Annotated in this window: 17 protein-coding genes; 11 read left to right on the top strand and 6 right to left on the bottom strand. The window is 67.5% G+C overall.

What is annotated here, in order from left to right:
• Positions 1–24 precede the first annotated feature (24 nt).
• Complete coding sequence (locus EH209_RS20620) at positions 25–1,383, bottom strand: right-handed parallel beta-helix repeat-containing protein (RefSeq protein WP_126664696.1); 1,359 nt, start codon at positions 1,381–1,383, stop codon at positions 25–27.
• 442 nt (positions 1,384–1,825) lie between these two features.
• On the opposite strand from EH209_RS20620, the gene EH209_RS20615 reads away from it, so the two are divergent.
• Positions 1,826–2,908, top strand: coding sequence for a J domain-containing protein (locus tag EH209_RS20615; RefSeq protein WP_126664695.1), 1,083 nt, complete (start codon positions 1,826–1,828; stop codon positions 2,906–2,908).
• Positions 2,909–3,139: 231 nt separating this feature from the next.
• On the opposite strand, the gene menD is transcribed toward EH209_RS20615, so the two are convergent.
• The 3 genes from menD to EH209_RS20600 form a co-directional block, all read right to left on the bottom strand.
• Complete coding sequence (gene menD / locus EH209_RS20610) at positions 3,140–4,942, bottom strand: 2-succinyl-5-enolpyruvyl-6-hydroxy-3-cyclohexene-1-carboxylic-acid synthase (protein ID WP_126664694.1); 1,803 nt, start codon at positions 4,940–4,942, stop codon at positions 3,140–3,142.
• Entirely contained in the window at positions 4,939–6,294 is a 1,356-nt protein-coding gene (locus EH209_RS20605) for an isochorismate synthase (RefSeq protein ID WP_126664693.1), read from the bottom strand. The genes menD and EH209_RS20605 overlap by 4 nt, the downstream gene beginning before the upstream one ends.
• A gap of 85 nt (positions 6,295–6,379) precedes the next feature.
• Positions 6,380–7,030 (bottom strand): sulfite oxidase-like oxidoreductase, encoded by a 651-nt coding sequence (locus EH209_RS20600; RefSeq protein ID WP_126664692.1) that lies wholly within the window; start codon positions 7,028–7,030, stop codon positions 6,380–6,382.
• A 256-nt stretch (positions 7,031–7,286) separates the two neighbouring features.
• Here EH209_RS20600 and EH209_RS20595 point away from each other — a divergent pair, with 256 nt between their 5' ends.
• Positions 7,287–7,586, top strand: coding sequence for a hypothetical protein (locus tag EH209_RS20595; protein WP_126664691.1), 300 nt, complete (start codon positions 7,287–7,289; stop codon positions 7,584–7,586).
• A 311-nt stretch (positions 7,587–7,897) separates the two neighbouring features.
• The gene (locus EH209_RS20590) at positions 7,898–8,125 is read left to right on the top strand and encodes a ribbon-helix-helix domain-containing protein (protein ID WP_008895334.1); all 228 of its coding nucleotides are present in this window, start codon (positions 7,898–7,900) and stop codon (positions 8,123–8,125) included.
• A gap of 30 nt (positions 8,126–8,155) precedes the next feature.
• On the opposite strand, the gene EH209_RS20585 is transcribed toward EH209_RS20590, so the two are convergent.
• The gene (locus EH209_RS20585) at positions 8,156–8,338 is read right to left on the bottom strand and encodes a DUF7550 family protein (protein ID WP_126664690.1); all 183 of its coding nucleotides are present in this window, start codon (positions 8,336–8,338) and stop codon (positions 8,156–8,158) included.
• 196 nt (positions 8,339–8,534) lie between these two features.
• Between EH209_RS20585 and EH209_RS20580 the strand changes: the two genes are divergently transcribed.
• The 4 genes from EH209_RS20580 to EH209_RS20565 all read left to right on the top strand — a co-directional run bounded on the left by EH209_RS20580 (position 8,535) and on the right by EH209_RS20565 (position 12,726).
• Positions 8,535–9,233 carry a hypothetical protein gene (locus tag EH209_RS20580; RefSeq protein ID WP_126664689.1) on the top strand — a complete coding sequence of 233 codons (699 nt, stop codon included), beginning with the start codon at positions 8,535–8,537 and terminating at the stop codon, positions 9,231–9,233.
• Positions 9,230–10,594 carry a hypothetical protein gene (locus EH209_RS20575; RefSeq protein ID WP_126664688.1) on the top strand — a complete coding sequence of 455 codons (1,365 nt, stop codon included), beginning with the start codon at positions 9,230–9,232 and terminating at the stop codon, positions 10,592–10,594. The genes EH209_RS20580 and EH209_RS20575 overlap by 4 nt, the downstream gene beginning before the upstream one ends.
• A gap of 146 nt (positions 10,595–10,740) precedes the next feature.
• Positions 10,741–11,553: an imidazole glycerol phosphate synthase subunit HisF gene (hisF, locus tag EH209_RS20570; RefSeq protein ID WP_126664687.1), complete on the top strand. Its 813-nt coding sequence runs from the start codon at positions 10,741–10,743 to the stop codon at positions 11,551–11,553.
• A 279-nt stretch (positions 11,554–11,832) separates the two neighbouring features.
• Positions 11,833–12,726: a hypothetical protein gene (locus tag EH209_RS20565; RefSeq protein WP_126664686.1), complete on the top strand. Its 894-nt coding sequence runs from the start codon at positions 11,833–11,835 to the stop codon at positions 12,724–12,726.
• A 201-nt stretch (positions 12,727–12,927) separates the two neighbouring features.
• Here the strand turns inward: EH209_RS20565 and EH209_RS20560 are convergent, their stop codons facing one another.
• Entirely contained in the window at positions 12,928–13,212 is a 285-nt protein-coding gene (locus EH209_RS20560) for a DNA-directed RNA polymerase subunit L (protein ID WP_008895328.1), read from the bottom strand.
• A gap of 157 nt (positions 13,213–13,369) precedes the next feature.
• On the opposite strand from EH209_RS20560, the gene EH209_RS20555 reads away from it, so the two are divergent.
• The 4 genes from EH209_RS20555 to EH209_RS20540 all read left to right on the top strand — a co-directional run bounded on the left by EH209_RS20555 (position 13,370) and on the right by EH209_RS20540 (position 18,780).
• Positions 13,370–15,199: a rhomboid family intramembrane serine protease gene (locus EH209_RS20555; protein WP_126664685.1), complete on the top strand. Its 1,830-nt coding sequence runs from the start codon at positions 13,370–13,372 to the stop codon at positions 15,197–15,199.
• A 299-nt stretch (positions 15,200–15,498) separates the two neighbouring features.
• Positions 15,499–16,269 (top strand): ABC transporter ATP-binding protein, encoded by a 771-nt coding sequence (locus EH209_RS20550; protein ID WP_126664684.1) that lies wholly within the window; start codon positions 15,499–15,501, stop codon positions 16,267–16,269.
• Positions 16,259–17,533, top strand: a complete 1,275-nt coding sequence (locus tag EH209_RS20545; RefSeq protein ID WP_126664683.1) for an ABC transporter permease — start codon at positions 16,259–16,261, stop codon at positions 17,531–17,533. Before EH209_RS20550 ends, EH209_RS20545 begins: the two co-directional genes overlap by 11 nt.
• Positions 17,530–18,780 carry an ABC transporter permease gene (locus EH209_RS20540; RefSeq protein WP_126664682.1) on the top strand — a complete coding sequence of 417 codons (1,251 nt, stop codon included), beginning with the start codon at positions 17,530–17,532 and terminating at the stop codon, positions 18,778–18,780. The genes EH209_RS20545 and EH209_RS20540 overlap by 4 nt, the downstream gene beginning before the upstream one ends.
• Positions 18,781–19,182 lie beyond the last annotated feature (402 nt).

The following is a 19,182-nucleotide window of genomic DNA, read 5'->3' as shown; positions in this document are numbered from 1 at the left end:
CGAGGGACGGTCGAGATCGCGGGATTACTCTCGAGTCGCGTTCAGTCCCTGCTGGATGTCGACGGCGTAGGTCTCGTCGATCTCGATCGGCACAGGACTATTTCGAACGGTGTTCGTCGCAACGACGCCCGCCTCGCCGGAGCGGATCCGGATGCCGGCGTCCGCGGCGTCGTTGATCGCGTTCCCGGTTACGGTGAAACTGTAGGGCCGCTCCGCCTCGCGGGCGGCCTCGTCGTCGGCGTCGGCGGGGACGGTCCGAGCGAGGATCCCGACCGGACAGTTGTCGACCTGATTACCCGAGATCGTGATGTCGTACGAGCGCGCCAGCGGCGTGCCGGCGATCTCCTCGCGGACGTGGGTCTCCTTGTACTCGATCTCGATGCCCGCCTCGCCGCCGGGGTCAGGGGCGTACTCCTCGAGGTCCCGGCAGACGTTCCCGACGATCGCGCCCTGCTGGGCGGGCGAGCAGGCGATGAGGCTGTGGCCGCCGTCCTCGACGACGTTGCCGTAGACGGAGAAGTTGCTGACGTTGTAGGTGGCGATGTTGTTGTAGGTCACGCCGGCGACGTAGTTGCGCGCGACGACGACGTTCTCGGAGCGGCGCAGATCCCGCTCGCCGCCGGTCGGCGCGGCTCGAGCGGTGATGCCGTACCAGTTGGGATCGAGCACCTCGTTGCCGACGATCTGCACGTTCGTACACCGCGAAAACGAGATCGCCATCTGGAAGCCGTCGACGGTGTGGTTGTTCGCCACCAGCAGGCCGTCGCAGTCGTCGGCCTGAATCGCGTGGTTGTCGAGTTGTGTTCCGTTCGCGTCGAACTCGATATTGGCGACCGTCGCATCGTCGCCGCGGACGCGGATCAGGTCGTGGCCCGACGGTTCGTCGGTTGTCGCGGGGTCTTCCCCGTCGGCGACGACGAACCGCGTTCCCTGCTGGCCGACCAGCGCCGTGTCGTCGCCGATCGTGGCCGGACCGCCGAACGGGAAGTCGCCGCCGCCCGCGACGACGGTGCCGCCGCTCGAGGCGAGTTCGTCGAAGGCGTACTGGAACGCCTCGTCGGCGGTGCCGTCGGTCGAGAACGCGACGCGACCGGACCCGGCCTCGAGGACGAGGGAGCCGGCGCCGCCCTTGTCGCGATCGCGTCCCGAACCGCGGTTCCACCACCCGCCGCGGCCCGTCGCCCCGTTGCCGTTCGGTCCGCGACCGTCGCTGCGGACGACGGAGTAGCTCGCACTCGAGAGCGCGTCACCGCCGCGTCCTCGCGCCTCGCCGAGTCCGGTCAACGCGCCGATTCCGGCGGTCGCTCCGAGGCCGCCGAGGAACGTTCGTCGCGTCGACTGTCCGAACCGCCGGCCGCTGGTGACGTCGGTGTCGTTGGACATCGCACGTCACTGTCGGTGTGTCGGCCATAGTTTCTTATAATATATCTACTATTGAATTTCTCTGTATCCGGTCCGGAACGTATCAGTACTGATGGGTGGTTAGTGGCTTCGCTCCGAGCGCCGCACGCCGATCCGAATCACGTGGCGGCGATCGCTCGGGCCACCGGCCTCGAGTCGCGTCTCGATCGTACGCTGAATCTGAATCCGGCACGGTTCGCATCCGTCAACCGAGTTCGACGCCTCCAGACGCTCAGGAGTCCGATATCGTCGCCAGAGAGTCGACACGCCGTCTCGATCCAACGCCCTATTTGATATAGCGCTATACGATACATCAGTCCGAGAAACGACGTACCGAGACGCCACTTTCAGTTTCCAACCCGGACTCTGACGGCGATCATCTAAGCCGATTGGTTTTTCAGCCGGCCGTTCGACTCCGAAGGCGATGGGCGAGACGTACTACGACGTCCTCGAGGTCGATTCGGACGCGACTCGCGAGGAGATTCAAACCGCCTACCGCGAGCGCGTCCTCGAGACCCATCCGGACCACAACGACGCGCCCGACGCCGCCGAGCAGTTCAAGCGCGTCTCGACGGCGGAATCGGTGCTGACTGACGGCACCGAGCGGGCCCGGTACGACCGACTGGGCCACGAGTCCTACGTCCGTCTCGCCGACCACTCCGCTGGGGAGACTGGGGACGACTCGAGTGCGTCGACCGACGGGTCGGACACGTCGAGAAGGACTGCGTCGAACGCGTCAACGGCTGGCTCAAACGCATCGTCGTCGAACGCAGCAAACGCGTCGACGACCAGCGATTCGAGTACCGATGCGAGCGCGAACGCGACGGGATCGAGAACAACGCAGCGGACGAACTCGAGAACGGAATCGAAGAGCGACCGAGGTCGGGCCGGAGGTCGAAGCGCCACTGGTTCGAGTCGGACCGACTCGGACCGCTCCGGATCTCAACGCGGCGCGCGAACCGAGAGCCATCACGCGCGACAGCGCAAGCGGCGACGCCGGCAGCGGACCCGACAGCGGGCGACGGGCGGGTGGTCGTTCGGCGACGAGACGACGGCGTCGGCAACCTCGACACGCAGTGGGTCGACCGCGACGGCTACCGGTGCCGATGTCGACGCCGAGGCGTCGGCGTTCCAGTACGCCGTCCACGACTGGACGGACGACGTTGACCTCGAGTGGGAGGGCCAGTCCCTCGAGTACTCGACGGCGGTGACGATCGGCTGTTGCTGGCTGCTCTATCCGGTGTTCATCGCGGTAGCGCTGACGCCGGTGTTCTCGGCGCCGGTCAAGGCCATCGTCGTCGTCTGTACGCTCGGTCTCGTCGGATACTTGCTCACTAGACCGCGGGTCGCGGCCGTGCTGTTCGGCTCTTGGAGCCTGCTGTTCCCGATTGGGATGGTGTGGATGGACCCCGTCTCATCGTTCTCGCTGGTCGGGCTGGTCGCGCTCGGCTTCGCCTGGATCCCCTTTGGCTACGCTCTCGCGCTCTGGTGGGCACTTCGTCCCTAAGCGTTCCGTTCGGTTCAGTTGGTTGTAGGCGTAATGATTCTGGTTCTATTTCGCGAAAACCGGAAACTGAAACGTTCTGCTCGCGCTGGCAACGGAGAATCACCACGCCCTCCCCAGCCGATTCGTTCGTTCACTTCGCTCACTCATCCCTCGCACGTATTCGTGCCGCGGTGAACCGCGGCACAGCGTGCGCCACTGTAGGAATGGACAACCGGAAACGCTGTGACGAAACTACTCGCCCTCGCCTCGAAGCTCCTCGCGAATCCGTTCCGCGAGCGCGTCCCGCCGCCGATGGCTCGCCTCGGAGTCGAATTCGACGGCGAGCACCTGCGTTCCCTCGGACTCGAGCGACCGCCGATACGCGCTCGCGAAGTCGACGGGGGCGACGCGCTCGAACGCGAGGTCGTAGAAATCTGCCAGCGCGTCGAACTCGAGGCCGTGGGGCGTCTTGAACTGGTCCGTGAAAGGGGGTTCGAACTCCTCGATCGGGAGTTCGTGGAAGATGCCGCCGCCGTCGTTGTCCAGCAGGACGATCGTGGCGTCGACGCCGCAGCGGTCGACGGCGAGCAGCCCGTTGGAATCGTGGTAGAAGGCCAGATCGCCGGTGACGAGCACCAGCGGCTCGTCGGTCGTGCTGCCGGCGCCGAGCGCCGTGCTCGTGATCCCGTCGATCCCGCTGGCGCCGCGATTTGACAGCACCGTTAGGTCGGCGTCGCGGGGCCGACCGAACCGGTCGGCGTCCCGGATCGGCATGCTGTTGGACACGAAGATCGTCGCGGGATCGGGCGCCTCCTCGAAGACGTCGGCGAGAACGGCCCCTTCGAACGGCTCGGATTCGAGGGATGCCGACTCGAGGGCCGCGTCCCGAACCGCCCAGTGGCGACGCTCCGCGGCGGCAAACGCGGCCAGCCACTCGTTTTCGGAGCCCGTCTTTGCTCCGGCGTCCGTCTCGAGGCGTTCGCACAGCCCCTCGAAGACGGGCCCCGGCGACGCGGCCAGCAGGTCCGTCGCGGTGAACGTCGCCTCGCGCCAGTCGCCCGCGGGGTCGAGCAGGAACTGACGAGCGTCCGAATCCCGCAGCGCGTGTCGCAGGGGTTTCGAGGTCGGGGACGCGCCGAACCGAACGACGGCGTCGGGCTCCGGCAGGGTGTCGACGTAGGCGTCGTAGCCGCCGTACACCGGCCCCGTCGCGGACTCCCGGTCGACGTGCGGGCCGAACCGCAGGTTCGAGAGCGGATCCGCGAGGATCGGCGCGCCGACGCGCTCGGCGACGGTCGCGACGCGGTCGGGATCGAGCACGGACAGATCGGCAGGATCCGCTGGCCCTGCGACGATCAGCGGTCGGTCGGCGTCCTCGAGCGTCCGGACGAGGCCGTCGTATTGCGCGTCCGCGAGCGACCGCGTTCCCGACTCGGTGTCGACGAACGCGCCGTCGCGTCCGCGTCCGGCGAGCGTCTCCGCGAACGTGTCGGGGACGGCGTCGGGCACCTCGATCGGCTCGAGGGGCTTGCGGAACGGACAGTTCAGGTGGACGGGACCGGGATCGACGCCGCCCGTCTCGGACAGCGCACGGGCGGCAGTCGTCCGGAGACTCCGCACCTTGCGCTCGTCGGCTTCGGGATCGGGGAGTTCAGCGTCCCAGCGGACCGCGTCGCCGTAGAGTTTGACCTGGTCGACCGTCTGATTCGCGCCGCTGTCCCGGAGTTCGTGCGGGCGGTCCGCCGTGAGAACGAGCAGCGGGACGCGCGCCTGATCGGCCTCCATCACGGCCGGATGAAAGTTCGCGGTCGCCGTCCCGGAGGTCGAAACCAGCGCCGTCGGCTCGCCGGTCCGGCGCGCTCGCCCGAGCGCGAAGTACGCCGCCGAGCGCTCGTCGAGGTGGGAGTAGACGTCGATCTCCTCGTGTGCGGCGAAGGCGACCGTCAGCGGCGTCGACCGGCTTCCGGGAGCGATACAGACCGCCTCGAGGCCGGCCTTCGCGAGTTCGTCGACGAGCACGCGGCCCCACAGCGTCGCGCGGTTCGGTGCGCTCATCGGTCGTCCAGTTCGTCGAGGATCGGTCGGAACTTCAGCTGTACCTCCTCCCACTCCTCGTCGGGGTCGCTGTCGGCGACGATGCCGCTGCCCGCGAAGAGCGTGACCGTCTCGTCGGTCGCGATCCCCGAGCGGAGGCCGACCGCGAACTCGCCGTCGCCGGCGGCGTCGAACCAACCGATCGGCGCCGCGTACCAGCCGCGATCGAACGTCTCGGCGTCGCGGATCGTTTCCCAGGCCGCCGCGGGCGGCACGCCCCCGACCGCCGGGGTCGGGTGCAGCGCCTCGACGATTTCCAGAACGTGGCGATCGCCCTCGAGGGTCGCTTCGATCGGCGTCTGCAGGTGTTGAATGTTCGCCAGTCGCCTGAGCGTCCGCTCGTCGATCGTCAGGTCGCTCGTGAGCGGTTCGAGTTGCTCGCGGATCGCGTCGGCGACGAGGCCGTGTTCGCGCTGAAACTTCTCGCTGTCGCGCATCTCGTCGGCGTAGGCCCGGTCGGCTTCGGGTGTTTCGCCGCGTGGCATCGATCCCGCGAGTGCTTCCGTCTCGACGCGGTCGCCGCGCTTGGAGACGAGCCGTTCCGGCGGCGCGCCGAAGAACGTGCCGCCGTCTTCGCGACCGATCAGGAACCGGTAACAGTTCGGGTACCGGCGGCGCAGCCGCTCGAGCGTCTCGGGGACGTCGACCGGTCCCTCGAGGTCGACCGACAGCGCCTGCGCGAGGACGACCTTGGTGAGCTCGCCCCGGTCGATCCGCTCGAGGGCGGTCTCGACCTGGGCGGTCCAGTCCGCGCGCGACGTGGTTCGCCGGGTCGATTCGACGCCGGGGCCGTCGCCGCTCGGTCGCATCGACGGCAGCTCCCGGAGCCGGTCGGTCCAGCGCTCGAGTCGATCCGCCGGCGTCTCGTGGTCCGACGCGACGGCCGTCAGCCAGGTGTCCGCGCCGCTCCGAACGACCAGTATCTGCGGAACGACGAACTCACCCGCCCGAAATCCGGTCCACGGCGGTGTCGGTTCGTGGCCGTCGTGAAAGGAGAGGCCGCCGAAGGCCCGCGGTCGGGCGACGCGTGGACCGTCGTGTTCGAGGCCGTCGAACGCCCGGTTCGCGCGGGCCCGGAGTCGGTCGAACCGCTCGGTTCCGTCGGCCGTGAGGCGAGCGGCGACGCCTCGGCCGACGATCTCCAGTCCGTCGGGCGTCGACCAGAGCACTCGCGACTCGTCGTCGGCGTCGACGACCGCGCCGAACGACACGTCCTCGAGTTTCCGGCTGGCGCTGACGAGGGGGGTCGCGTCGGCGCTTAGCAGCGAGTCAGAATCACTCGCGAGCCGACGCTCACCCGACGTTCGATCCATCGAACGCAGTTCAGGACCGCCGCGCCTTCAGCCTAACTATCCCGGGCGCCGGCCCGCGCTCTCCGCTACCGATCCCCGCTCGCGCCTAGCTGTACCGTTCTTCCTCCCACGGGTTCGCCGTCTCCGAGTAGCCGCGTTTCTCCCAGTAGCCTCGCTGGGTCTCGGTGAGGAATTCGATGCCGTCGACCCACTTCGCCCCCTTGTAGGCGTACTTGTGGGGCGTGACAACCCGCAGCGGGCCGCCGTGGTCCTCGGGGAGGGGCTCGCCGTCGTAGGCCCACGCGAACAGGACCTCCTCACGCATGCAGTCCTCGAGAGGGAGATCGGTGGTGTATCCGTCCAGCGCCGAGAACATGACGTGGACCGCCTGACCGGACTCCGTCCGGTTGCCCGACGAGCGTCGCTCGTCGACGTCGTCGATGACGCCCGCGCGCTCGGCGAGGGTTGGGAAGGAAACGCCCGTGAACCGGCAGTCGAACTTGCTCCAGCCGGTGACGCAGTGGAAATCCTGCTGTTGAGTCTCGCTTGGCAGGTCGCGGAACTCGTCCCACGAGAGCGAGAGTTCCTCGTCGACGGCGCCGGTGACGGTGAACTCCCACGTCTCGGGATCCCAGTCGGGCGTCCCGCTCTTCGAGAGCACCGGAAACGCCGAAGTTTCCCGCTGCCCGGGCGGCAGCCGCTCGTCGCCGAACTCGCGGTAGAGTTCCGTAACGTCGGTCGCGTCATCGTTGCTCATACGCGTGCGTACGTCCCGACGCAGGTAGATGTGACGCCTCCAGCGGACGGACTGGGCCGACAACCCATCCATCGACGTGTCGCGTGTGACCGAGACACACCGCTCGAATGAAACGATCGTCGACACGTAAGCTCGTATTTCCGGGACGGTGGCGGGGGTGAAACGAACTGTAACAGTCGGTCCGACATCACAATTCAGGGGCTTCCTCGCGAAACCCTCGCCATCCCTTAGTACAGTCTCGACCACGCTTACCTGTATGGCAAGTAGACAGCAGATAGCCGAACAGGAAGTCACCGAACAGTCAGCAGAAGAAGTCGGCGAAGAAGCCATGGGCCCCGCGTTTGTCGCGTCGGCCGCATCCGTCGGACTCTCGCTGTACTACTTCTTCCTTCGAGGCGAGCGAGAGTTGGGAACGTTCATCGGGCTCTGGCCGCCGACCATCCTCGCGTTCGCGAGCTACTTCAACCAGCGGAAGATGCTCAACCAGCTTCAGTCGATCACCCAGCCGGGGACGACGCTGAAGAACGCGTTCGACTCCATGATGGGTAACCGGTAACGGATCGAAATCGACCCGCGGTACGACCGCGATTCAATCGCTGCGAAGCGACTGCGGCGCTGTCAGCGGTCCTTTCTAGACGGATACTACCGACCGTCGATAGCGAGGTTCGTCGAGAAGTCAGTCGCGCTGAGACGGACGACCTCCCGACTCGAGACCGGCCACAGCGAACTCGAGACGACCGAACCCCGGATTCGCGAACGGTGACGACGGCCACGATCGGCGGCGGGAGGATCGCCGATCAGGGAATGATCCGCGGCGTGTGGTGTCCCCGTCAGACCTAAATACCCCCTCGCCGAAAGCCGAATCAGATGCCGAAAGTAGAGATCACCATCCCGGAACACCTCGAGATGCAGATCGCCCAGATGGTCGAGCGCGGCGAGTTCGTCAACCGCGAGGAGGCGATCGAAGACCTCCTTTCGACGGGGATCAAAGCCTACAAGACCAGCGGACCGATGGACGAGGAAGAGGGGACGAGCGGTGGTACTGGCCTCGAAGACGACGGTATGATGGGTCACGACGACGAATACGTCTTTTAACGCCGCCGATTTTCGCTCTCGACGACTCAGTCAAACCGTGAGCAACGGGATTCCGAACGCGACGGCCAGACCGAGGAGTGCGACGACGAGGCCGATTCCGACCTCGCGCATCCCGTAGTCACTCATCGGTGCGGTCGTCCGCTCGGCCTCGAGATCGTGGCCGACGTCGGCGCCCGTATCGCCGTCTGCCGTCTGGTTCGTGTCGTCTGCCATACTCGGCTGTTGCCGACTCACCGCCTTAAAGACACCTCTCTCGTCGACGAGCAGGCGCTTCGCTCATCCCTCGCGGTCATCGAAGGTCGTTGGGCGCGACTCGCCGTCTCGCGACGAAAAGCGTCGGTCGGAGAATCGCGCTCCTAAATACAGTCAATCAGTATGTATTTACAGTTAGACTACCAATTCGGTGTCGATGCCCTCCACATCGCTCTCTCGCCGGCGGCTGCTCGCAGCGAGCGGCGGCTGTCTTTCGGCCGCGTTCGCCGGCTGCATCGAGTTCAGCGAAGGCGAATCGGTCTCCGGCCACTCCACCTCCGAGGGAGGCACGCTCGAGTCGACCCACGAGTACGAGTCGTTGTCGATCCGCTCGACGGATGATACGCCCGTCGCCTACTCGAGCGAGGACGCCGCGGAAGCCGACGAAGAGAAACGGGCGCCGCGCTATCTGGCCGATTTCTTCGTCACCGACGAGGACGACGCCGCAGCGCTGTGGTTCACCGGCGCCGCCGCGGACGACGACGTCGACGCCGCTCGAGCGTTCGTCGAGGAGACCGATTTCGACGGCGAATCGATCTACGTCGACCAGCGGTCGATCGACGACTGCTATCGCCGACGGCTGCTGAGCGTCAGCGCGGCCGATGGCGAGTTCCGGACGAACTACTGTCGAGCGCTGAAATCCCCGATGGAGCCGTGCGAGGCGGACAGGACCGTCACGGAAGCGGTGTTCGTCCGCGTCCACCGCCCGTACGACGATCCCCCCTCGAGTCGAGGAAGTTCCGAACGCACCACCTGTCCGAGCGACGCCGGCGGTAGGAACGGCTCCGCGGCGAACAAGATGGACGGAACCGAAACCAACGACACTGACGCTCCGAGCGCGGAGGTACCGCGATGAGCGACTGCGGCCACAGCCGTCGCCGGCGGTTCCTCGCGGGACTCGCCGCGACCGGAAGCGCCGCGCTCGCTGGCTGTAGCGCTCTCTCGTGGACCGACGACGGCGGATCGTCGTTCACCGCGGCCGACGCGGCCGACGTGCTCGCCGACGGGACCGAGCTGCCAGAGATCGAATGGCCGGCGCCGGTGGGTCCGGCGTCGAACGCCATCGACGATGGCCTCGAGCGCGTCGAGACGCTACTGGCGGACGTTCCGGACCCGCTCGAGGCCCAGACGGTCCCCAACGGCGTCGTTCGGCAGTCGATCGCAGATCGACGGGACGAGGCCCGCGACTACCGCGACGAGGCCGCCAAAGCGACCGGCGACGATCGCTACCGCGCGCTGCGGACGACCCGCGAGGCGCGCGACGCCGCGCGGGCGGCGACGACCACGCTCGCCGCCATCGAAGACGAGAACGAAGCGATCGTCGCGGACCTGCGCGAGGAGTGTACCGAGACCCGCTCGAGCGTTCGCGATCGACTCGAGTCGATCGACTATCGGGGCGCTGACGCCGCGGACGAACTGCTCCGGGCGGCGCTGTTCTACGCGCGCCAGGAATCGGACCTCCGGCGCGCGGCGGACCAACTCGGCCGGCATCAGTGGGCGATCGACGACGACGATCCTACCGTCATCGATATCGGCGACGGTGCCGGCGACGTTGAGTTCGCGGCGGCGACGAAAACCGTCTGGGAGCACCTCGCAGAGCGCTTCGACGAGGAAACCGACGCACCGACCGATCTGACGCCGGTCTTCGACGCAACGCTCGAGGCGTCGACCGAACGCGTCGAAAGCGTCACCGTCCCCGATCGATCCGACGAGGACTGGCTCGACGGCATCGTCGACAGAGAGCTCGACCAGCACGTAGAGCAGATGCTCTGGCGGACGGTGGATTCGGTCTCGAGCGCGAGGGACGGCCTGAGACTGGCGATCGAGGACGGAACCACCGGTATCGCGCTCTACGAGGCCGCCCGGTTCGAGGTTCGGTACCGGGCTTTCGAGCGCGTGCGCGGTCGAATCGACGACGGGACGCTGGCGACGCCCGAATCGGCCGCGGAGATCCGCGCGGAGCGAACGGCCGCAATCGAGGCAGCCGCGTCGGCCGGCGCGTGGGTGTCCGAGCCGTCGATCGGCGCGTACGTCCTCGCGGAGACGCTCCGGTCGCTCGAGTGGACCGACGACAGCGTCCGCCGGGCCGCGGACAACGATCCCGAGGTCGTCGTTTCATTGTTCACCGAGTACGGCAATTACGCGCGCATCCGGGCCCAACTCGAGGCGCTTCCCGACGCAGTCGAGGCGTTCCGGGAGCGACTGCGGTCGGCCTGAGAACGGTACCGCGGCGGTTGCGGTGACAACTCGCCGGCCAGACGGTTCGAGCGAGCTATCGCTCGAGGAAGCGAGCCGTCCGTCGCTCGAGACGCCGATGGGGACCACTTTACTATCCCGGGTTCCAAGGCTCGCACAACGACCACATGCTGACAAAGCGAATCATCCCGTGTATCGACGTGGACTTGGACGAGGACGGGAACCCGGCGGTCTACACCGGCGTCAACTTCGAGGACCTGAAGTACACCGGCGATCCGGTGGAGATGGCCAAGGCGTACAACGAGTCTGGCGCCGACGAGTTCGTCTTCCTTGACATCACCGCCTCCGCGGAGGGTCGCGAGACGATGCTCGACGTCGTCGAGCGCGTCGCCGACGAGGTCTTTATCCCCCTCACGGTCGGCGGCGGCATCCGCACCACCGACGACATCAAGGAGACGCTGCGGGCCGGCGCCGACAAGGTCTCGATCACCACCGGCGCGCTCGAGCGCCCCGAACTGATCAACGAGGGCGCCAAGGCCTTCGGCAACCAGTGTATCGTCATCAGCGTCGACGCCAGACGGCGGTTCGACGAAGGGGGCGAACACTACGTCGAGATCGACGGCGAGTCCTGCTGGTTCGAGTGCACCAAGAAGGGCGGCCGAGAGGGAACCGGCGTCGACGTCCTCGAGTGGGCACAGGAGGCCGAGTCCCGCGGCGCGGGCGAACTGTTCGTCAACTCGATCGACAAGGACGGCACCAAGGACGGCTACGACCTGCCGCTGACGGAGGCGGTCTGCGACGCCGTCGACACGCCCGTCATCGCCTCCTCTGGCTGTGGCGGCCCCGAGGACATGTACGACGTGTTCACGGAAGCCGGCGCCGACGCCGGCCTCGCGGCCTCGATCTTCCACTTCGACGAGTACTCGATCGAGGAGACCAAGGAGTATCTGGACGAGCGGGGCGTCCCGGTTCGACTCTGAACCGCGAGCGAACGAACCGGCGAACGGCTGTCGGCCGTGAGCCAGTGAGCAAGCGGCTTTTTGGTCCAGATTTTTGCGCGAGTGGTGAGTGGAACGAACCCGAGCGGAAAAAGGTGGGAACGGAGTATCTGGACGACCGGAACGTTCCGGTTCGACTCTGATTCGCGAGCGAACGAAACGGTGAATGGCAGTCGGCCGTGAGCCGGTGAGCGAGGCAACTCAGGCCGTTCGTTTCGACTTCCAACACGCTTATATCGACACAGTCGTGCGTTACGACCAGTGAAGTGGCGGTGCACGTGGTGTGGCAAACCTCACGCGGAAGACGACCCTCCCTGTGATAACTGCGGACACAATACCTTCGAGAAGGCGGTCATCCGCGAGGGCGAGGGCGAAGACGAGACAGAGGCCGAGCGAAGCGAGTCCTCGAGGGCGGCCTCGAGCGACCGTGACCCCGCCGTCGACACCGGCGTGACCGAGACGGAAACGGTCGACACTGGCACCACCTACGTCTGGCGGTGTCAGGACTGCGGTCGTGACCACGTCAAGTACAATCCGCCGTGTTCGCGCTGCGGTAACCACGACTTGGAGAAGATCGAACAGAACTACGACGATGTCGACGGCGAACTCGAGACGTCCAGTTGGCTCGAGGTGGCCAAGCCGTACGCGCCGATTCTGGCGGCCATCGTCGTGGTCGCCGCACTGTTCGCGACCGGTGTCGTACCGCTGTCGATCATTCCGGGCGTCGGCGAACCGTCGCCGCCCGACGCGCCGGGGTCGGGCAGCCAGGCCGCGGGGATCGACCTCGAGGCGACCGAACTCGAGGTTCACGACCGACTCGAGACCGAGCGCGATAGCTCGCGCTCGTACGACGACGGACTCGCGGCCTACGCCGAGTACAACAACCGAGCGTACGTGGCGAGCGAGCACGACGGCACGGAATCGGAGGGGGTCCAGCCGAGCGATTTCGGCGTCGGTTGCGGGAGCGCAGGCACCAGCGGTCAGTTGACCCCGCCGCTATCGATCGACGACTACGACGACGAGGCCGCCCTCGCCGACGAGATCGCCGGCGGGCTCGAGACCAGCGACGCGGTCACGGATCCCGAACTCGAGCGCGAGGGGCTCGACTTACACGTCGTCGAGGGGTCAGTCTACGTCCACTACGCAGCCTGCTAGGCGAACGCCGTTTCGTTCTGCACCATGAGGATCAGCGCGCGCCACCGCACAGTAGTTGGCCTGAGTGGTGGGGGACGCGGCGCTATAGTGAGCTGTTGGACGTTCCGATCCCGTCCGGACGGAGCGTGATCTACCTCGAGAGACGTTTCCGGCGAGAAGACGAGGACTCGAGCCCCCGAGATCGAGTGTCGAAGCTCCTGTTCAGGCGGCCGCTTCGAACGCCTCGCGGAAGGAGATGGCCTTCTCGCGGACGTTGACTGCCGCATCCTCGAGGGCCTCGAGCGGATCGACGCCGCCCTCGGTCTTGATCGTGAGGATGGGTTCGGTCTGGCCACCCGACTGTTCGGGGTTGACGTCGTAGGTGGCCGCGCTGACGTTCTCGTGCTCGAGCAGTGCGCCCTTGAGGACGTTCATGAAGGTGTGATCCTCGCCAGCGATCTCGATCGAAAGTTCGGTGTCGGTGCTCTCGGTGACCCGCAGTTCCATGTCCACCGTTCCGGTCGTCGGCCGCTTGTAGCTTTCTGTTCGGGCTCGAGGGACGGCGGTCGGCGACGGGGTCGACCGCGCGTGCGTGATCGGCGATTGCACGACCCGCGATAGGGAGAACCTAAACCAATATACAGCCGCGGCCGAACCACTGGATATGCTCTCGCAGGAGGCCCTCCTGACGATCGCGCTGTCGGTCGTCGTCCCGCTGTTTATGGTGGCATCGGTGCTCGCCTCCGTCGCTGTCGTCCGCAGACTCCACAGCCCCGCCCGCCGCTGGGGCGACGTCGCCCGCTCGCGACTCGTCCTGGGCGTCCCGTGGGGATCGTTGCTCGTGATCGCGCTGGTCTACTGCATCTACCTGTTCGTCCAGGACGGAATCACCGCGTTCGGAAGCCCGGTAACGCTCCCCTACCGCGCGTATTCGTACTTCTATCCGCTGGGAATGCTAACGGCGTCGTTCTCCCACGCCGGCCCGGGACACCTCATCGGGAACCTCGCCGGCGCCGTCGTCGTCGCGCCGATTGCGGAGTACGCCTGGGGCCACTACCCCGACGGACGGGGCGAGACGGCGGCGACGTCGTGGCGGACCAACCCGTGGATCCGCGCGCTGGTAGTCTTCCCGCTGATCGTCGTCGCGATCACGATCGGCTCGAGCCTGTTCGCGCTCGGTCCCGTCATCGGCTTCTCGGGGATCGTCTTCGCCTTCGCAGCCTTTTCGCTCGTCCACTATCCGATCGTGACGCTCATCGGCGTGCTCGGTGTGCAGAGCGCACTGCTGACGCTCTATCGCGCACTCCAGACGCCGATCGGCGTCTACGTGGCCCAGCCGCGGGCCCCGTCGGCGCCCTCGTGGGCGGGCATCGCCATTCAGGGCCACGCGCTGGGATTCTTCATCGGACTCGTCCTCGCGATCGGACTCCTCCGGCAGCGGGGACGCCGTCCCGACGCGCTTCGGGTCTGGATCGCAATCCTGCTGTTCGGCTTCGCTCAGGGTCTGTGGCAGATCTACTGGTTCGGCAGCGCGAACGTCTACTACCTCTTCCAGGGCCCCGGCGTTCTGGTCGTCGTCGTCCTCGCGCTCGTCGTCACGATCGCGATAACGGCCTCGGATCGCCCGGTCGTCCCCGACCGACTCGAGCGTCGCCTCGCTCGACTCCGCGGCTCGGGTTCTAGGTCGCCCGTCGCTCGGCCGTTCGAGATCGCCCGCGGCAGCGATCGGTCGTCGACCTCGCCCCTCGAGCGGATCGGCGAGATCGCGACGGCGGCGACCGACCGGGGGTCGACGCGTCTCTCGTCGGTCACGCGGCGCAAGACGGCGCTGTTCGCCGTGTTGGCCGTCTTCGCCGTCGTCGCCGGCGCGGCGGTCCCGGTCAACCTCTTCGTGCTCGATGACGCGACCGAGGCCTCCGAGTCGGCCGTCCAGATCGATGACTACACGATCCAGTACGCCGAAGGAGTCGAGAACCAGAAGGTCTCGCCGGTCCAGGTGGGACCGCTCGCGGAGGCCATCTCGATCGAGTCCAGCGGGGTGATCGTCTCGAGCACGGAGCGCCAGATCTGGGTGGAGGTGGTGCCGGCCAACCGGCTCGCATTCACCGGCGACGCCGGGGTCGTCGTCGGCGGCCCGGGCTGGCGCGAGACCGTCCACGTCGAGCGGACCGGCTGGGAGCCGGTCGGCAACGACACCGTCTATCAAGTCGAGATCTGGCCCGAGGGGGAAGACCGACGGCTCGCCCACGAGTCCGAGGGGGCGCGGGCGGACGTCCGCATCGACGATCGCAACGTCACGATCGAGTCCCGAGACGGCGAGTTCGTCCTCGAGGTCGAGACGCAGGCGGGCGAGACCGTCGGGACGACGCCGATGCCCGCCGACGGCGAGTCGGAGACGGCGGGCGGACTCACGTTCGAGCGGGTCGACGACACGATCTACGCGAGCGCCGACGGGACCAAGGTCGCGGTCGCGACCCAAGAGACGTACAGCTAGGACCGACAAATAGCGCGATCAGCCCGTTTCTCCAGTACCGCCTCGAAGCAGCGTCGCCGGTCCCGTAAATCGGTTCGTATGGACGACAGTCCGCAGTACGTTCACGTTTCGATCGACCGGACTGGGTCTCGAGCGCGTATCGCTCGCGTTCTCGAACGGTCAGGGCTCGATAACGGTGCGTTCGCGAAGACGTTCTTGCAACGATCACAACGTCCGTTAACGACCGCGTGGCCTCGAGAAGCCGGAGAGGAACAATGACCCGCTGAGTGGTCGGTTCGATCGAGTTGACCTACGGACCGATGAGCGACCATGCACTCCGGCGGACGACCCCCCAGGCCGGCCCGACGACCACCGACGAGCGCGAATCGCCGACGGCCGTTCGCCTCGAGGACGTCACCCACGAGTACGGCTCGAGCGGCGGCCGCGGTCGCTCGAGCGAGGACCGGACGGTGACGGCGCTGCGAGACGTCACGCTCGACGTGGGCGCGGGCGAGACCGTCGGTCTCGAGGGACCGAGCGGCAGCGGCAAGTCGACGATCCTGCACGCGGTCAGCGGGCTGTTGGTGCCGACCGCGGGACGGATCCAGCTGCTCGATACCGCCGACCTCACGTCGCTTTCGGACCGCGAGCGAACGCGCTTGCGGCGCCATCACGTCGGCATCGTCTTCCAGCGGTTTCACCTCCTGCCGTCGCTGTCGGCCCGTGCGAACGTCGCCCTCCCTCTCGTGCAGGCCGGGATCAACAGATCGACGCGCCGCCAGCGGGCCGAGTCGCTGCTCGAGCAGGTCGGTCTCGGCGACCGGATCGACCACTCTCCGGGCGAACTCAGCGGCGGCGAACGCCAGCGCGTCGCGATCGCCCGGGCGCTGGTGACGGATCCGGACGTGATCGTCGCCGACGAACCGACGGGGGAACTCGACACGGCGACCGGCGCGGACGTGCTCGACCTCCTGACGGACATCGGACGCGACCGGACTGTGCTGGTCGCCTCCCACGACGACTCGACGCTGGCCGTCGCCAACCGCGTGGTCACGCTTCGCGACGGGCGGGTGGTCGACGATGGCAGGTGACGATCGGTTCGAGACGACGACCGCGGGCACCCGCCGCGCCCGCTGGTGGGGGGTCGTCACCGTCTCGGTCGTCCGCCTCTGGAAGCGCGCGACGGGGACCAAATCGCGGCGACTCGCGGCGACGACGGCCGCCGTCGCGCTGACCATCGCCCTCCTGATCGTCGTCACCGGGGTCGCGCTGGGGCTCGCCGACGGCGCCACCGTCGATCAGGACGACGCCGACGTCCGCGTCGCCCCCGCGGAAAGCGACTCCCTCGCGGCGGTCGACGGCGTCGAGAAACCCCAGCTCGGCGAGGCGAATGCGCGCGCCGAGCGGATCCGGAATCGGGACGGCGTCGCCCACGCATCGCCGGTGCTCGTCGAACCAGTCGCGCTCGAGTCGGCCGACGGCGAGTCGAAGCGCATCCTGCTCGTTGGCGTCGTTCCCGACGACGAATCGCGGACCGTCGCCGGGCTCCCCACGGACGAACTCGAGTCCGGCGATCCCCACTACGCCGACGGCTCGTACGACGGCCCGCGTCGGGGCGAAATCGTGCTCTCGGCGGCCGCGGCCGATCGACTCGAGGCCGAGGCCGGCGACGAGCTCACGCCGGGCGGCGAGCAGTTGCCCGACGGCGCGGCGCCGTCGTCGACGGTCGCCGCGGTCGAGACGGCCGGCGACAGCGAGACCGAGACGCCGGTCGGGCTGGTCCACCTGAGCGAACTGCAGGCGCTGACCGGGGCGTCCGACGGCGAACTGGCCGATCAGGTGCTGGTGTGGGGCGACGGCGCTGCCGCGGAGTCGGCCGCCGCCGACGCCTATCCCGAGGAGACGGTCCAGTCGGTCGACCGAACCAACCCCTCCTCGCTGTTCGAGGATGAACTGGCCTTCGCGACGAGCCTGCTCGCGCTGGTCGTCGGCGTGGTGATCTGCGCCTCGTTCGTCGCGACGACGATGGGGATGACCGTCAACGAGGACCGGCGGACGCTGGCCGTCCTCGAGTCGGTCGGCTTCACGACCCGAAGCCGGCTCGCGATCGTCGCCGTCTCGACGCTGTTGACGACCGTCTGCGGCGCGCTCGTAGGGGTCGCACTCGGCGCGGGCGGAATTTACGTCGTCAACAGGATTGCCACCGCGACCGTCTCGCCGGGCGCCGTCGCCGAGCTCCATCCGCTGTTCGTTCCCTACGCCATCGGCGTCGCGCTCGTTGCGGGACTGGTGGCCGTCCCCTACCCGCTCGTCGTCGCGGCTCGTACGTCCGTCCTGACGGAGGTGGGGCGATGAGCCCGCAACTGCGCCGCGCGGCGGTTCGGACGCGGGCCGTCGTCGGGTTGGCGTTCGCACAGCTTCGCCGCTCGCCCGGCCGGACCGCGCTGACCGTCCTCGCGGTGGCACTGGCCGTGCTGTCGGTGACGCTGCTGGCGAGTCTCGGCGTCGGCGTCGTCGAAACGGGAGAGAACGGCCTCGAGAACGCCGGCCGGGACATCTGGGTCACGAGCGAATCGATCGATCCCGGATCCAGCGACACGGCCAACCCGATCGTCGGCGCTCACGCGATGTCGGCCGAAATGACCCAGCGCGACGACGTCAGCTCCGCCTCGCCGATTGCGATGCACGAACTCTACGTCGCGACGGGCGACGACGCGGTGCGGACGTCGGCGGTCGGGGTCCACGAGACCCACGACGGCTTCGGCTTCGAGGCCGGCGGCGGGTTCGAGACCGAGATGAATCACTCGGACGGCAACTACTCCGCCGCCGACCGGCCGACCGAACCGACGACGGAGGAGATCGTGCTCGACCCCAGCACGGCCGAGTCGCTGGACGTCTCGGTCGGCGATACGGTCTCCATCGGGACCAGCCGTCAGACGGCCCGGGACAACGAGTTCACCGTCGTCGGCATCGCGTCCTACTACTCGCAGTTCCTCGGAACGGACGTCGAGACGGTGCCGCTGACCGACCTGCAGGCGGTCGCCGGAACGACCGGCACCGACCGGGCGACGTTCGTCACGGCCAGCGTCGAGGACGGGGCCGACCGCGACGCCGTCGCCGAGGACCTGGACGCGGCGTATCCCGGCTACGACGTCCGCACGAGCGACGAGCAGATCGGGTCGATGGTCGAAGAACGGCCGCTCGTCCTCGCCAGCGGCGCGACGCTGGTCGGGCTCTCGCTGGTCGGCGGCATCGTCCTGACGGTCAACCTGTTCGCCCTCGTGGCCTACCAGCAGCGGGACGAACTCGCCGCGCTCCGGGCGGTCGGCCTCTCGCGGTGGGTCCTCGCGGGGACGATCGGCGTCCAGGGGCTGGTCATCGGGATCGTCGGCGGACTCGTCGGACTCGCCGCCACGCCGTTGCTCACGCGCGGACTCAACCGCCTCACGGCGACGGTTGTCGGCTTCGAGTCGCTCCTGCGGACCCCCCTCGAGGTGTACGCCGTCGGGTTCGCCCTAGCGATCATCGTCGGGACCGTCGTCGCGCTCCTGACGGGCTGGCGGGCCGGTCGGTACGCGAGCCTCGAGCGCCTCGAGGCCTGACGGTCGGCTGAGTCGTTATCGTTCCCATGCGACCATCCGACGTGCAGTGGCGCGCGCTGGACTGCGGTGAGCCACCGGCGAACCGCAGTCGAAACTCGTGCGAGGTCTTCGTGAGTGAAACGAACGAAGTCGTTCGAGACGGCGAAGCCGTCTCGTGATGCGAAAATCTCCGATTTTCAGCAGCTTGGAAGGCGCGAAGCGTCTTCCAGTGGATGAGCGAGTAGTGCGGGACCGAAGGTCCCGCAGACCATGCGAACGGGCGCGAAGCGCCCGTGAGCAGATGAAACGAGCAAATCGGGTGGGGAGGGCGTGGCAACTCCCTGTTGCCACGATAGCAGAACGCTTCTGTTCAGTGTTCTCTGCTGAACATACGGCTTCAGTACAGACGCGAATATCTCCCGT

The organism is Haloterrigena salifodinae (assembly GCF_003977755.1).
GTDB lineage: Archaea > Halobacteriota > Halobacteria > Halobacteriales > Natrialbaceae > Haloterrigena > Haloterrigena salifodinae.
The sequence above is the reverse complement of the archived record's forward strand: the minus strand, read 5'-3'. Positions and strand labels throughout refer to the sequence as shown.